The 14215-nt window shown below is 60.1% G+C and carries 13 protein-coding genes; 12 read left to right on the top strand and 1 reads right to left on the bottom strand.

The genetic code is table 11. From position 1 onward, the window contains the following. Positions 1-401: 401 nt before the first annotated feature. The 3 genes from J7U39_RS16645 to J7U39_RS16635 all read left to right on the top strand — a co-directional run bounded on the left by J7U39_RS16645 (position 402) and on the right by J7U39_RS16635 (position 3654). The gene (locus J7U39_RS16645; protein WP_210629198.1) at positions 402-1307 is read left to right on the top strand and encodes a flagellin; all 906 of its coding nucleotides are present in this window, start codon (positions 402-404) and stop codon (positions 1305-1307) included. Positions 1308-1588: 281 nt separating this feature from the next. Continuing rightward, positions 1589-2497 (top strand): flagellin, encoded by a 909-nt coding sequence (locus J7U39_RS16640; RefSeq protein ID WP_184457286.1) that lies wholly within the window; start codon positions 1589-1591, stop codon positions 2495-2497. Between the two features lie 245 nt (positions 2498-2742). Then, the gene (locus tag J7U39_RS16635; RefSeq protein WP_210629197.1) at positions 2743-3654 is read left to right on the top strand and encodes a flagellin; all 912 of its coding nucleotides are present in this window, start codon (positions 2743-2745) and stop codon (positions 3652-3654) included. Position 3655: 1 nt separating this feature from the next. Here the strand turns inward: J7U39_RS16635 and J7U39_RS16630 are convergent, their stop codons facing one another. Next, positions 3656-3889 carry a hypothetical protein gene (locus tag J7U39_RS16630; protein WP_210629196.1) on the bottom strand — a complete coding sequence of 78 codons (234 nt, stop codon included), beginning with the start codon at positions 3887-3889 and terminating at the stop codon, positions 3656-3658. 64 nt (positions 3890-3953) lie between these two features. On the opposite strand from J7U39_RS16630, the gene J7U39_RS16625 reads away from it, so the two are divergent. The 9 genes from J7U39_RS16625 to flgK all read left to right on the top strand — a co-directional run bounded on the left by J7U39_RS16625 (position 3954) and on the right by flgK (position 14213). Beyond that, the gene (locus tag J7U39_RS16625; protein ID WP_210629195.1) at positions 3954-4916 is read left to right on the top strand and encodes a flagellin; all 963 of its coding nucleotides are present in this window, start codon (positions 3954-3956) and stop codon (positions 4914-4916) included. Between the two features lie 202 nt (positions 4917-5118). After that, positions 5119-5748 (top strand): hypothetical protein, encoded by a 630-nt coding sequence (locus J7U39_RS16620; protein ID WP_210629194.1) that lies wholly within the window; start codon positions 5119-5121, stop codon positions 5746-5748. Then, entirely contained in the window at positions 5745-7082 is a 1338-nt protein-coding gene (locus J7U39_RS16615) for a MotB family protein (protein WP_210629193.1), read from the top strand. Before J7U39_RS16620 ends, J7U39_RS16615 begins: the two co-directional genes overlap by 4 nt. A gap of 10 nt (positions 7083-7092) precedes the next feature. Continuing rightward, positions 7093-8388: a chemotaxis protein MotC gene (gene motC / locus J7U39_RS16610; protein WP_210629192.1), complete on the top strand. Its 1296-nt coding sequence runs from the start codon at positions 7093-7095 to the stop codon at positions 8386-8388. Further along, complete coding sequence (locus tag J7U39_RS16605) at positions 8385-9824, top strand: flagellar hook-length control protein FliK (RefSeq protein WP_210629191.1); 1440 nt, start codon at positions 8385-8387, stop codon at positions 9822-9824. The genes motC and J7U39_RS16605 overlap by 4 nt, the downstream gene beginning before the upstream one ends. Next, positions 9745-10329, top strand: a complete 585-nt coding sequence (locus tag J7U39_RS16600) for a lytic transglycosylase domain-containing protein (RefSeq protein ID WP_210629190.1) — start codon at positions 9745-9747, stop codon at positions 10327-10329. Before J7U39_RS16605 ends, J7U39_RS16600 begins: the two co-directional genes overlap by 80 nt. A 280-nt stretch (positions 10330-10609) precedes the next feature. Beyond that, positions 10610-11281 carry a winged helix-turn-helix domain-containing protein gene (locus J7U39_RS16595; protein ID WP_064709879.1) on the top strand — a complete coding sequence of 224 codons (672 nt, stop codon included), beginning with the start codon at positions 10610-10612 and terminating at the stop codon, positions 11279-11281. Positions 11282-11407: 126 nt separating this feature from the next. After that, a complete protein-coding gene (locus J7U39_RS16590; RefSeq protein ID WP_184457300.1) occupies positions 11408-12706 on the top strand; it encodes a flagellar hook protein FlgE in 1299 nt (432 codons plus the stop codon). 19 nt (positions 12707-12725) lie between these two features. Beyond that, positions 12726-14213 carry a flagellar hook-associated protein FlgK gene (gene flgK, locus J7U39_RS16585; protein ID WP_210629189.1) on the top strand — a complete coding sequence of 496 codons (1488 nt, stop codon included), beginning with the start codon at positions 12726-12728 and terminating at the stop codon, positions 14211-14213. Positions 14214-14215 lie beyond the last annotated feature (2 nt).

The following is a 14215-nucleotide window of genomic DNA, read 5'->3' as shown; positions in this document are numbered from 1 at the left end:
CATGGCTGTCGATTGCCGAGCGCCCACGATCCGTCCTCCCGGACAACGGGTGGATTGATCCGATGATGCTATCCCGGCACCTGCCATGTTGCCATTCGAAGCTTGCTTGAAACAGGTGCGCCTCATGAAGACATTGTCTTGTCCGAGGGAAAACGGCTTCTTTCCCGATATGTTAGCATGCGAAGGGATAGATTCAGCCGGTATTAACTATGGGATGTAAGGAGCCGGAACGGAGCCTCTATTTTTAAGAAGTTGGCAAGCATTGGCTGCGAGATTGCCCTGGACATGACGGGTTTGGGCCAAACAAGCAGGCGCCGAGTAGCATGAAGCTGGTCCGTCATCGCCGGTATTACAGTCCGGTATGTCCTCCTTTTTGTATCTAGTTTCCAGGGGACAGATTTATGACAAGCATTAACACGAATTCTTCCGCACAGGCCGCTCTCCAGACGCTGCGCAGCGTCAACCAGGGCCTCAACAAAACGCAGAACCACGTTTCGTCGGGTTATCGCGTTGAAAAGGCTTCCGACAACGCTGCCTACTGGTCGATCGCAACGACCATGCGTTCGGACAACAAGGCACTGTCGGCCGTTTCCGACGCCCTCGGCGTTGGTGCTGCGAAGGTCGATACCGCTTACACCGCCATGGACAGCGCCATCGACGTCGTCGGCGAAATCAAGGCCAAGCTGGTTGCCGCAACTGAAAACGGCGTTGACAAGGCCAAGGTGCAGGAAGAAATCGGTCAGCTGCAGCAGCAGCTCCTGAGCATCGCTCAGTCGGCTTCCTTCAACGGCGAGAACTGGGTTGCCGGCGCTAACGGCACCAAGAGCGTCGTTTCGTCGTTCGTCCGTGACGGCTCCAACGCCGTATCGATCACCACGACCGACTACGTCCTCGACAGCGGCTCCGCCGGCAACGTTCTGTTCGGCATGAGCGCTGGCGCGGTTGAAACCTCCACGGGTATTCTCGGTACCTCGACGGGCGCGACCGGTTCGATCTACTCGATGGACATCACCAGCTTCACGGCCGGCCAGATCCAGTCGGCTCTGACGAACGTCGAATCGGCTCTGAAGTCGATGACCAGCGCCGGTGCTGCTCTCGGCTCGCTCTCCAGCCGCATCGACAGCCAGGAAGACTTCGTCTCGGCTCTCAGCGACTCGATCGACTCCGGTATCGGCCGTCTCGTCGACGCCGACATGGAGGAAGAATCCTCGAGGCTCAGCGCTCTGCAGACCCAGCAGCAGCTGGCGATCCAGTCGCTGTCGATCGCGAACTCCTCTTCGCAGAACATCCTGTCGCTCTTCCGTTAAAACGGTCGGCACAAGGCTTTCAAGTTTCGCGGCCGGCTCATCCCCGGCCGCGAAATGTTTTAACATAAGGTTAATGTAAATCTCTGTAAGTATCAGATATTTTTACGCAATTTCGATTTTGAATTTAGCTTTCCTTAACCATCTTGCTGTTTTCTAGGCCCATCGAAACGGCGAGTTAACCCTAACGAGAATGGTTAACAGGCATGATGCTGATCGCTGTGGGCCGGCCGAAAATCCGGAATGTCCCTTCTTAAAATCTGCCAACAAGGGGCAAACAAACTATGACGAGCATCAATACCAATAATGCTGCAATGGCAGCCCTCCAGACTCTGCGTGGCGTCAACCAGGGTCTCCAGACGACCCAGGCTCACGTTTCGTCCGGCTACCGCGTCGGCAAAGCTGCCGACAACGCTGCTTACTGGTCGATCGCAACGACCATGCGTTCGGATAACAAGGCTCTTTCGGCTGTTTCCGACGCTCTCGGCCTCGGCGCCGCCAAGGTCGACACCGCTTACTCCGCCATGGACAGCGCCATCGATGTCGTCGGCGATATCAAGGCCAAGCTCGTTGCCGCGACTGAAAACGGCGTCGACAAGGCCAAGGTCCAGGAAGAAATCAGCCAGCTGCAGCAGCAGCTCCTGAGCGTCGCTCAGTCGGCCTCCTTCTCCGGTGAAAACTGGGTTGCCGGCGCTAACGGCACCAAGAACGTCGTTGCCTCCTTCGTCCGCGACGGCTCCAACGCCGTTTCGGTCGTGATGACCGACTACGTTCTCGACAACAGCTCCACTGGCAACGTTCTGTTCGGCATGAGCGGCGGCGCGGTCGAAACCTCCACAGGTATCCTCGGTTCTTCGAACGGCGCGACCGGTTCGGTCTACGCGATGGACATCACCAACTTCACCCTCGGCGAGATCCAGTCCGCTCTGACCAACGTCGAATCGGCTCTGAAGTCCATGACCAGCGCCGGTGCTGCTCTCGGCTCGATCTCCAAGCGTATCGAACTTCAGGAAAACTTCGTGTCGGCTCTGAGCGACTCGATCGACTCCGGTATCGGCCGCCTCGTCGACGCTGACATGGAAGAAGAGTCCTCCAAGCTCAGCGCCCTCCAGACCCAGCAGCAGCTGGCTGTCCAGTCGCTGTCGATCGCGAACTCCTCTTCGCAGACCATCCTGTCGCTCTTCCGCGGCTAATAAGCGCCGGAAAATATGGCCCGCCGGTCTCCGGCGGGCACCTCGTGCCGAGCCGCGCTTCGACGAAGCGCGGCTTTCTTATTTCCGTTAACGATTGATTAACCATAATGTTGTCTTCTCAGCTCAACGAGACGGCGGGTTAACCGAAATTAACAACCGGTTAACAGGCATGAGGCTGATCCCCGTTCCCGGTAACATTCCGGAATGTCCCTTTTTCCCAGATGCCAACAAGGGGCAATCATTTCATGACCAGCATTTTGACGAACGTCGCGGCAATGGCCGCTCTTCAGACACTCCGCGGAATCAACGACAGCCTCGAAGACACGCAGAACCACGTCTCGTCGGGTTATCGTGTTGAAAAGGCTGCCGACAATGCCGCCTACTGGTCGATCGCAACGACCATGCGTTCGGACAACAAGGCGCTTTCGGCCGTGTCCGACGCTCTCGGTCTAGGCGCCGCCAAGGTCGACACCGCTTACTCCGCCATGGACAGCGCCATTGACGTCATCAGCGAGATCAAGGCGAAGATCGTTGCCGCAACCGAAAAGGGCGTCGACAAGACCAAGGTCCAGGAAGAAATCGGTCAGCTGCAGCAGCAGCTGCTCAGCATCGCACAGTCGGCTTCCTTCTCCGGTGAAAACTGGGTCGCCGGTGCCGACGGCACCAAGAGCGTCGTGTCGACCTTCGTCCGCGACGGAAACGGCAACGTCTCGGTCAAGACGACGGACTACGTCCTGGACACGAGCTCTACGGGCAATGTTCTTTTCGGCATGACCTCGACCGGTACGATCGAGACGAGTTCCGGCATTATCGGCACGTCCTACGGCACGATCGGTTCGATCTACTCTATGGACATCAGCACCTTCGGTTCGGCTGAGATTTCCATGGCCCTGACCTCGATTGAGGCCGGCCTCGAAGCGATGACCAAGGCTGCATCGCAACTCGGTTCGATTTCGACGCGTATCGAATTGCAGGAAAACTTCGTCGGAGCGCTCACCGATTCGATCGATTCGGGCGTCGGCCGCCTCGTCGATGCTGACATGGAAGAGGAATCGAGCAAGCTGACGGCGTTGCAGACCCAGCAGCAGCTGGCGATCCAGTCGCTGTCGATCGCCAACTCCAGCGCTCAGAACATCCTCACGCTGTTCCGCAGCTAAATCAGCCGCTGAAGCTGGACCGAATCTTGCGCCGCCGTTCGGCCGCAAGCAGAAAACCTTCCGGACCGCGCCCGAAACGGCGCGGTTCTTTCTTTGACAACAATGGTTTGACTTGCGAGGCAATCCGAATGTCGCGCTCGCGGCGCCGCTCTTGCCCAACAAGTTGATATCGAGTTAACTTCGCCTTGAGTTGATTTGCTTTTGCGACGCGCCGGTGAAATTTCGCCGGAGGCATGAGGCCACTTCAGTCGCCGCCGGCAATCCGGCCTGCCCTTTCATCTTATTCCGAGACCCTGTCGATGACCGTTAAGATTACCAGCGCGGCCGCGGTGAATGCACTTGCGGTGCTGCGCAGCATCAACAAAGAAGCCAGTCAGACCCAGCAGCAAGTTTCTTCGGGCTATCGGATCGAGACGGCCGCAGACGATGCCTCCTACTGGTCGGTCGCCACTGTCATGCGCTCGGATAGCACCAATCTCGGCACGATCGGCGATGCGCTGGGTCTCGGCGCTGCCAAGGTGGATGCGACCTACACGGCAATGAATTCGGCGCTCGATCTCGTCAGCCAGATCCGCGCCAAGCTGGTTGCTGCAAGAGAGCCCGGCACCGACAAGGACAAGATCAATGCCGAGATCAGCGAATATAAGGAGCAGCTGAAGACCGTTGTCGAATCAACGTCGTTTGCAGGCGAGAACTGGTTGCTGAACAGTGACAAGACCGCGCCGCCGGCATGGTCGGTCATTTCAGGCTTCGTGCGCGCCTCGACGGGCGAATACCAGGCCCAGACCATCGACTTCCCTTCGTCGCAGACCATCCTCATCGACAAGAACAATGCGAGCGGTGGCCTGTTCACCAAGGCGATTGACGCCCAGGCGATCAACAACAGCGGCACCGGACCGCGGAATTATTACCTGCTGGACGCCGGTTCGACCACGCCGGCGACGGGCAGCGAAATCGCGATCGGCAAGAACACCACCGACGCCCAGCTCGTCGACATGCTCGATGTGACCGACTCCCTGTTCTCCTCACTGACGACGACGGCAGCCTCCATCGGTGTGATGAAGACGCGTATCGACGATCAGATCGATTACGCCGCTGATCTGTCGGATTCGATCGACAAAAGCGTCGGCGCGCTCGTCGATACCGATATGGATGAGGCTTCGATCCGCCAGAAGGCGATTGAAACCCAGAAGCAGATGGCCGTCGAAGCGATCTCGATCCTCAACACGGCAGCGAGCAAGATCCTCATTCTGCTGGAATAGAGCTGGGCGTGATCACTGATGGCGGCGGCGCCATTCATCTTCGCGCAAGTTTGACTTCCTAGTTTCCGGCATGAAGGCATCGTCCGAAAATCGTGCCGGTGCAAGGTCAAGCCCTTGTTCGCTGCGAAGGACATGTCGCGCACAAGGTCATTTTGAACGGGGGCGGGCATGCCGCACGTCTCCCGGACGCTGGATGGTTTCTATGAGCATTTCGCTTTCTCGGTATTTGAAGGACTTCGGCGAACCGAAGCCGTCAGGGCCGATCATCGATATCGACGATTTGGCCGGAGATGTTTTTCCGGAGCCGCCGAGCGAACCGCCGGTCGACCTCGAGGCGGAGCGGCGTGACGCCTATGCGCAAGGCCATGCCGCGGCGACCGCTGATTTGGCCGAGAAATACGAAAGCGAGGCGCGCGCTCTGGCCGAGGCCCATGCGCGCGCGCTCGAGGAACTGAAGATTCGCTATGAAGTGGAGGCGGCGGCGGTCATTGCATCCCGCGTCCGCGATATCGCCGAAGAAGTCGCTCAGCTGGTCAGCGCTGGCGCAGCCACGGCCATTGCGCCCGTCGTGACGGACGCGCTTGCGGCGAAGGCTGCCGAAAGTCTCGCCGCTTTGCTGCGTGAAGCGATTCTCGAAGGCGCGGCCGGACCGATCGTCGTCAGGGGTCCGACCAGCCTCTTCGACATATTGAAGGCCGAGCTCGGCGAACATGCTGCCGCGGTTCGGCACATCGAGGCAGACGATGTCGATCTAGCCGTCGAAATCGGTGAATCCGTCATCGTCACCCGAATGTCCGCCTGGGCGGCCAGCTTGAAGAAAGTTCTCGAATGAGCGACGGCGAAAACCATCACCACGGCAGAAACGAGATCATTATCGTCAAGCGGCATGGCGGCGGTGATCACGATGGTGCCCACGGCGGTGCGTGGAAAATTGCATATGCCGACTTCATGACAGCGATGATGGCATTCTTCCTGGTCATGTGGCTGGTCAACGCCGCCAACGAGGAGACCAAGGCCGCGGTCGCGACCTATTTCAATCCGATCAAGCTTGCCGACGAAAAGCCGACCGAGAAAGGCCTGAAGAAGCCTGTCGACCATGCCGAGGGCGAGGAGAAGAAGGAAAAGTCGAAACAGAAGGAAGATAATCCGACCGAGGGCAAGTCCGCCGCCGATGGTGACGACCAGACATCGACCTCAGGCGACCAGACCAATTATTCCGAGGCCGATTTCTTCGAGAATCCTTATTCGGTACTCGCCGAGATCGCCCAGGAGGTCGGCCAGCAGGCCAATGTCAGCGCCAAGGGCGATGGCGGCGCGGCCGATTCCGGCCCTGCCACCGGCGCCGATGGCGGTCAAGCCTATCGCGATCCCTTCGATCCGGATTTCTGGACGAAGCAGGTGGAGGTGACAACGGCCGGAAAACCCCTGCCGCCCGGCAAGAGCGAGGAGCAGGCGGCCGAGAGCGAGACGACGGAGATCGCCAAGGCAGAGGATATGAAGCCGGTGCCTTTGGCGAGCGATCAGAAGCCCGCTAAGGAAGCGCCCGCCAAGGAAGCCAAGCAGACCAAGGAAACGACCGGCCCCGCCGAGACCAGGGACGGCAAGGCGACGGATGGCAGGGCGCCTGAGGAGAAGAAGGCGGAAGCTCGGAAGGACGTCGAGCATCAGAAGGAAGCCGACAAGAGCGCGGCTGGGACCGAGCAGCAGAAGAAGGAAGCCGAACAGCTTCAGGCGGAGATCGCGCAACAGATCGGCGGTGTTGCCGGCAAGCTCGCCGAAGGCCTGACAGTGACGGCAGCCGAAGGCGGCCTGCTGGTCAGCATCTCCGACCAGAACGACGATTCGATGTTCAATATCGGTTCGGCCGTTCCGCGCCAGGAGATGGTGCTCGCCATGGAAAAGATCGGGACGATCCTGAAGGAGAGGGGGGGCGCAGTCGCCGTCCGCGGCCACACGGACGGGCGCCAATACAAGGGCGGGCAGAACGAGAACTGGCGGCTTTCGATGGATCGCGCCCAGAGCGCCTATTACATGCTCGTGCGCGGCGGGCTGGACGAGACGCGCGTCTCCCAGGTCTCCGGTTTCGCCGACCGTCGGCTGAAGCTTCCCGCCGACCCGTTCAATGCGGCCAACCGTCGGATCGAGATCCTGGTGCAGGCGGAATAGGGATAGTCGGATGGCGCGTCGGCAGCATCGCTACGTCGGATTTATGGCCCTCGGCCTGGCGATGCTTTCGCCTGCCGCAGGCAAAGCGCAGGATCCGGACGATCTTGCGCCGTACAAGATGCTGCGGTCGCTGCAGTTCGTACAGGATTCCGTCGTCGCCGGCGATCATTCGGCCGGCGAAATGCAGCGCTTCATGTTGGGAACCATCGACGAACGGCTGCGAACGGCCGATACAAAGATTTTCGATGACGACCGCAATGTCGATGCGGCGCTGATCTATACGATGAGCGGCGGCAATCCCCAGACGCTCGAATATCTGATCGCCCATGACGTCAACGGCTATTTCGACAACCGCGTCACCGATGTGCTGCGCAAATATCTGACGGGCAAGGGGCTGCTCGTCGCCAAGACGCTGGAGGAAACCGCTAAGGAATATCGCGACAAGAAGATCGGTCCATACCTGGCGCTGATCGGCGGCAACGTGATGATCGCCAGCAAACCGACAGATGCGCTTGGCCTCTACGACCAGGCACGTCTGGCCGCGCCGGGCACGATTGTCGAGGAGGCGGCCTTGCGCCGTTCCCTCGCCATCTGCGTCGACAAGGGAATGCTCGACAAGGGGCTCGCCTATTCGCAGCGTTATGCCAGACGCTTCCTGCATTCGCCCTATGCTAGCCAGTTCGCCGATCTTTTCGTCAAGCTCGTCGTCGCCCATGATCACGATGTGAAACCGCATGATGTCGTCGATATCCTCTCCTTCATGGATGCCCCGCGCCAGCGCGAGGTCTATCTGCGCATCGCCCGCGCTGCAGCGATAGCGGGCAAGCCTGAGCTGGCGCGCATGGCGGTCGAACATGTGCAGCTGCTTAGCGCGGGTACCGACAATGCCTTCGGCCCGCTGGCAGATTTTTATGGCGGTATGGCCGGCCTTCCGACGGACGATATCGACCAGGCGGCGAAGAACGTCAGCGACATCGATGGTGAAACGCTTTCGCCGCGGGATCAGGCGCTGCAGGCGGCGGCGCGGTCCGTTGCCGAGCAGATCCTGCGTGCGCCGGATCCGGCAAGCTTGACGCAAGCATCCAATCCTAACACTTCTCATCAAGAAATCACTTCTGAAAAGGCTGCTGCGATAGCCACGCAACCGGGGACGCCAAGCGCGCCTCCCGAGCCTGTTCCGGGAGGTGTGGCATCGACTGGCCAGAGCCAGGATACCGACTCCTCATTCAACGCATTTGTGACGACCAGCCGGTCCAAGCTCGACGAGATCGATGGTCTGCTGGCGCAGGAAGGCAACGAACAATGATGGATTTGAGCGTCTCGGGCGGAGCCTCTGGTGCGGAGGCGGCTGCGGCCGCGAAATCCGCCAAGGCTGGAAAGGGCGATGCCACCGGTCAGCAGGGCGGCTTCTCCGATGTGCTTGCCAAGACAGGCGGCAGCGCCTTCGACGACGCGCCCGACGATGCGCAGCCGGATCAAAGTGTCGCCGATGGCGATCCAGGGAAAGTGACACGAACGATCCGCAGCCGCAGCGGCGCCAAACCGCTGATCGATCTCGGCGGCGCCGCGCTCAAGGCACAGGCCGAGGTGCAGCCGGAGACGATCGCCAATGTCGAAAAGGCCGCGGCAAGACCTGCAAAGGATGGGCTCAAACCGCCGGTCGGCGTCGGCAAGCTCGATGCCGAGGATCAATCCGCCGACGAGGCCGCGCAGGCGGCCAAGGGCGTCAAGCGCGTCAAGGCGGAGATCCCGAAAACAGATGCGGATACGGACAGTGAGGCCGATGACGGCGGCATTTCCGATGTGCTCGGGCTGCTGAAGCAGGAGGCCGCCAATGGCACGGCTTCGCCAGCCGTGGCAGCCGTCCATCAAGCCCTCACCAAGACCGGCGAGGCCGGATCTGCCGAGAAGACGACCGTTGGTGTCGACGCCAAAACGAGCGGGCACGCATCCGACGCCCTGGCGGTCGTCAGCGGCAATGTCGAAAGCGTCAAGGCTGATGATATCAGGGTTCCCGGCGCCGAGAACACCGAAGCCGCCGACGGCCGGACGTTCCGGATCAGTCGCGCCGATGGCCGCGGCGTGTCGATGGACGTTCACCGCGGCGCGGAACAGGCCGGGCCGAAGGACGGTGCGAAGAAGACCGATGTCGAAAACGTCTCGGTCCTCGAATCGCGCCGCTATATCGGCTTGGCGCAGAACACCAATTCCGCCGCGGTCACCGCGGCTCTCGCTGGTGACTCCGAATGGGCGCGCGCCATGCAGCCGAGTTCGGCGCTCTCCAACGCGGCGGAATGGACGAGCACCGGCAAGGTGGTCAATACGCTGAAGATCCAGATGAACCCGATCGATCTTGGCCTGGTGACGGCGACCATGCGCCTGGCTGGCGACGCCCTGAACGTCGACCTCAAGGTCGAAACCGGCACAGCCTACCGGCAGCTGAAGGAAGATCACGGCAAGATTCTCGAATCTCTGCGCAGCCAGGGCTATGCGGTCGAAAACGTTACCATCAGCCTGGCCCCCGTCGAGCGGGCCGACGTTGGCAACCAGGCCGACGGCCAGGGGCAGGCCTCCCAGCAGCAGTCGCTGCCGCAGCAAGGGCAGGGCAGCGAGGCGCGCGAGCGCCACAATCAGGTGGCGCAGCGGACGGATGGAGGCTTCAATGGCGCAGGCGAGACCGGTATCGAAGACGTCTTTGCTGGCGGTGCTCGCAGCAGCAGCGCTGGCGGCGTTTACCTCTGAGGCAGCCGCTTCCACCGGTGCCTGCGAACGCGAAATCCAGTCGGCTGCGGTCAAATACGGCATCCCGGAAGGCATCCTCTATTCGGTTGGGCTGACGGAGACCGGTCGCAAGGGCTCACTTTATCCCTATGCCATGAACGTCGAAGGCAGGGCGATTTTTCCGCCTTCGGAAGAGGATGCGATGAGGCAGTTCGATGTCGCCCGAAGAAGCGGGGCGAAGCTAATCGACATCGGATGCATGCAGATCAATCACTATTATCATGGCGAGAATTTCGCCTCCGCCGAAGATATGTTCGATCCGCATCGCAACGTCGAATATGCGGCGAAGTTTCTCCGCAACCTGCATGACCGTCATGAGACGTGGACAATGGCGGTAGCCAGATACCATGCAGGGCCAAATAACAACCCGGCGCAGAAGCAATATGTCTGTCGCGTCATCGCCAATTTGGTGGCCACGGGCTATGGCAAATGGACTCCCAATGCGAGTAACTTCTGCCAAAATTAATTCAACCAAAAATGGAAGTGCCAAATTGTGACGGAACTGTGTCATAATGTGGCAGGAATCCGGCGTCAAATCGACGTGCAAGTCACATTTAACTGCTCGTTAACTTTTCCACGAAACTTTTGTGTGGATATCCGAGCCAGGCCACTAGATGTAGATCAAATCGCAACGCGGGTCTTAATCAATTATTAATTTCCGCCATTCACTTTAACGAGTTGTCGCCGATTCGTGCGATTCGTACCCATAGATCATCGAAGTGCCACACTGATTCGGAGGCGGACGAATGATCGTAGTGGTTGATGAGCGTGAGCTCGTGAAAGACGGATACACATCCCTGTTTGGCCGGGAGGGCATTCCCTCCACCGGCTTTGATCCATCGGAATTCGGCGAGTGGGTACAGACCGCTGCCGATTCGGATATTGCGGCGGTCGAGGCCTTTTTGATCGGTCAGGGCCAACGCAGCTTCGAGCTGCCCCGGGCGATCCGGGACCGCTCGATGGCGCCGGTGATCGCGGTCAGCGACCAGCCCTCGCTCGAAAACACCCTTGCGCTTTTCGATTGCGGCGTCGACGACGTGGTACGCAAGCCTGTCCATCCCCGCGAAATCCTCGCCAGGGCGGCCGCGATCCGGCGCCGGCTGAAGGCGATCGCCAACTACACCGATATCGGCGGCATCCGTGTCTTCTCGGATGGTCGTGACCCCGAGATCAACGGCGAAGTCTTCGCGCTTCCCCGGCGCGAGCGCCGCATCCTCGAATATTTGATCGCCAATCGCGGTCGCCGGGTCACCAAGACCCAGATCTTCAACGCCATCTACGGCATCTTCGATGAGGAGGTCGAGGAGAACGTCGTCGAAAGCCACATCTCGAAGCTGCGCAAGAAGCTGCGCAAGAAGCTCGGTGTCGATCCGGTCGATTCCAAGCGCTTCCTTGGCTACTGCATCGACTGGGCCTGATTTTTCCGGCCGGACAGCGGCGTCCGGCTGAACCTCGAGATTGGCCTCGCTGCTCGCCATCACAGACAGCTTCACGCAAGGCCCGACAAATACTCTCGAGTTTAACAGGTAAAACGAGGTTTTCAGATGAGCATTTTCGGCAGCATGAAGACGGCAGTGTCGGGCATGAACGCGCAGGCAAACCGCCTCAGCACCGTCTCCGACAACATTGCCAACGTGAACACCACCGGTTACAAGGCCGTGTCGACGAGCTTCTCCTCGCTGGTTCTCCCCTCCTCGGGCGGCAATTACAACTCCGGCGGCGTTCAGACCTCCGTGCGCCAGGCGGTCTCCGACCAAGGCGATATTTCTTACACGACCTCCTCCACCGATCTTGCGATTTCGGGCGACGGCTTCTTCATTGTCCAAGGGCCTGACGGCACACCGGTTCTGACCCGCGCCGGCGACTTCCAGAAGGACGACGAAGGCAATCTCGTCAATGCCGCCGGCTTCCAGTTGATGGGCTATTCCTACGACTCCGGCGCTCCTGCCGTCGTCGTCAACGGCTTCGACGGCCTCGTCCCCGTCAACGTCAATCAGGATGGTCTGACCGCAATCGCGTCGACATCAGGTGTCTTCAAGGGGAACCTTGATTCCAACGCCAACGTCGCGCCGGTTGCCCCGGCGACCCTTCCAAGCGCAAACCTCGCGACCACCACCGCCGACACCAAAAAGGTCTCGATGGTCGCCTATGACCGTCTCGGCAACAAGGTGATGTACGACTTCTACTTCACGAAGACCTCGGTGGTTACGCCGCCGCCGGCAACCGGTACCGCTGCGACCTGGGAGGTTGCAGTCTTTCGCAACGCCAACGCGGCGACGGGTGGCACAACTTCATTTCCGTACAGCGCCGGTGGCGCTGTCGGATCGGGATCGCTAACCTTTGACCGTGACGGCAAGATGCTCACTGGCGGCACCCTCAGCATCAACGATACGACCACCGGCCAGACGATAGCAATGGATCTCTCCGGCTTTACTCAACTCGGCGCCGCCTTTTCCGGCACCGGTACGCCGAACGGTCAGGCGGCGACCCCGGTCAAGGACGTCACCATCGACGGCGACGGCATCGTCTACGCCAAGTATGAAGACGGCAGCACCAAGCCACTTTACCGCATTCCGCTCGCCAACGTTGCAAGCCCCGACAAGCTGACGCTGATGAGCGGCAACGTCTACAGCGCCAACGGACAATCGGGCGTCACCGTCACCGGCTTCCCGCAGACCAACGGGCTCGGCACGATCAAATCAGGTGCTCTCGAGGGTTCGAACGTCGATCTCGCCGGCGAACTGACCGAGATGATCGAAGCGCAGCGCAGCTACACCGCCAATTCGAAAGTGTTTCAGACGGGGTCCGACATCATGGACGTCCTCGTCAACCTCAAGAGATAAGTAAGGTAACGGCTAAGCCATGTCGCTCACGTCCGCACTGAATACCGCGCAGAACATATTCAACAATACCGGCACGCAGAGCAGTGTCGTATCGAACAATATCTCGAATGCGGGCAACAAGGATTACGTGCGCCGACAGGCGATGCTCACCACGTCACTCAACGGCGCGCAGGTGGTCAAGATCAACCGGGCACAGGAAGATGCCCTACTGCGTCAGTATCTGAAGACCTCCTCTCAGGATAGTGCCCAGCAGACCCTGCTGGGCGGTCTCGAAGACCTCAAATCGATCATGGGCGGCAACGACTACGAAACGTCGCCGTCCACTTATCTCGGTGTTTTCCAGCAGAAGCTCCAGGCGTTCCGCACCACGCCCGGCAGTACAGTCGCCGCGCAGGGCGCCGTCACCGCCGCCCAGGACGTCGCCAACTCGCTGAACAATGCCTCGCAGTCCGTTCAGGACGTTCGCGCCAACGCCGACAAGGAAATCACCACCGCCGTCGATACGCTGAATACGCTCCTCAGCCAGTTCGAGAAGGCTAACAATGCGGTCAAGACCGCCACCGCCTCCGGTACGGATGCATCCGGCGCTCTCGATGAACGCGAGAAAGTTCTGAAGCAGATTTCGCAAATCGTCGGCGTCAGCGCGACGACGCGCGACAACAACGACATGGTGTTGAGCACGCCGGACGGAACGATCCTCTTCGAGACGATCCCGCGCAAGGTGACGTTCAAGTCCCAGGATATCTATACCGCCACCACGGTCGGCAATTCTGTCTATATCGACGGCGTGGCGCTGCCGCTCGGCAAGGGTTCGACGACGACGGGGCAGGGAAGCCTCCAGTCGCTCCTGCAGATTCGCGACGAGATCGCCCCCAACTTCCAGAAGCAGCTCGACGAAATCGCCCGTGGCCTCGTCTCGCTCTTCAAGGAGCAGAACACGGCAGGCCCCCCGGCCTATGTGCCTGGCCTCTTCACCTGGAGCGGCGGCACGGTAGATACTGGCGCCACCGCGGTCGCCGGCATGGCGTCGACCATCACGGTCAGCACCCGCGTAATCACCTCACAGGGCGGCGATCCGATGCGTCTGCGCGATGGTGGCGTCAACGCCGCCGGCGTCGTCCTGAATACGTCAGGCGTCAGCGGTTATACGGCTGAGCTCGACCGCCTTTATACGGCGATGACATCCGACATGGATTTCGACCCGGCAGCTGGAGCGCCGGTCGGCTTCGACGCCACGACGGGCATCGATTCCAACGTGAGCATCATGGAATATGCCACGAATTCACTCGGCTGGCTCGAGCAGTACCGCAGCAACGCAACGACGGCGGCCGAAAACACTTCGGCGGCACTGTCGCGCTCCGACGAAGCCTATTCCAATGAGACCGGCGTCAACCTCGACGAGGAGCTGACGCTGCTCCTCGACATTGAGCAGTCCTACAAAGCGGCGACCAAGATTCTGAACGCCGTAGACGAAATGTTGAAGTCATTGCTGGATATCGCGAGTTAAGC

The organism is Rhizobium sp. NLR16a (assembly GCF_017948245.1).
In the GTDB taxonomy this organism is placed as follows: Bacteria; Pseudomonadota; Alphaproteobacteria; order Rhizobiales; family Rhizobiaceae; genus Rhizobium.
Note: the sequence above shows the minus strand (reverse complement) of the source record. Positions and strands in the feature narration are given on the sequence as shown.

What these genes read in the sequence shown, in the direction of transcription:
- J7U39_RS16605 (WP_210629191.1), top strand. Translation starts at nt 8,385, where the DNA reads ATGATGGATTTGAGCGTCTCGGGCGGAGCCTCTGGTGCGGAGGCGGCT.
- J7U39_RS16625 (WP_210629195.1), top strand. Translation starts at nt 3,954, where the DNA reads ATGACCGTTAAGATTACCAGCGCGGCCGCGGTGAATGCACTTGCGGTG.
- J7U39_RS16615 (WP_210629193.1), top strand. Translation starts at nt 5,745, where the DNA reads ATGAGCGACGGCGAAAACCATCACCACGGCAGAAACGAGATCATTATC.
- J7U39_RS16635 (WP_210629197.1), top strand. Translation starts at nt 2,743, where the DNA reads ATGACCAGCATTTTGACGAACGTCGCGGCAATGGCCGCTCTTCAGACA.
- J7U39_RS16600 (WP_210629190.1), top strand. Translation starts at nt 9,745, where the DNA reads ATGGCGCAGGCGAGACCGGTATCGAAGACGTCTTTGCTGGCGGTGCTC.
- J7U39_RS16595 (WP_064709879.1), top strand. Translation starts at nt 10,610, where the DNA reads ATGATCGTAGTGGTTGATGAGCGTGAGCTCGTGAAAGACGGATACACA.
- flgK (WP_210629189.1), top strand. Translation starts at nt 12,726, where the DNA reads ATGTCGCTCACGTCCGCACTGAATACCGCGCAGAACATATTCAACAAT.
- J7U39_RS16645 (WP_210629198.1), top strand. Translation starts at nt 402, where the DNA reads ATGACAAGCATTAACACGAATTCTTCCGCACAGGCCGCTCTCCAGACG.
- J7U39_RS16620 (WP_210629194.1), top strand. Translation starts at nt 5,119, where the DNA reads ATGAGCATTTCGCTTTCTCGGTATTTGAAGGACTTCGGCGAACCGAAG.
- J7U39_RS16590 (WP_184457300.1), top strand. Translation starts at nt 11,408, where the DNA reads ATGAGCATTTTCGGCAGCATGAAGACGGCAGTGTCGGGCATGAACGCG.
- J7U39_RS16640 (WP_184457286.1), top strand. Translation starts at nt 1,589, where the DNA reads ATGACGAGCATCAATACCAATAATGCTGCAATGGCAGCCCTCCAGACT.
- motC (WP_210629192.1), top strand. Translation starts at nt 7,093, where the DNA reads ATGGCGCGTCGGCAGCATCGCTACGTCGGATTTATGGCCCTCGGCCTG.
- J7U39_RS16630 (WP_210629196.1), bottom strand. Translation starts at nt 3,889, where the DNA reads ATGCCTCCGGCGAAATTTCACCGGCGCGTCGCAAAAGCAAATCAACTC.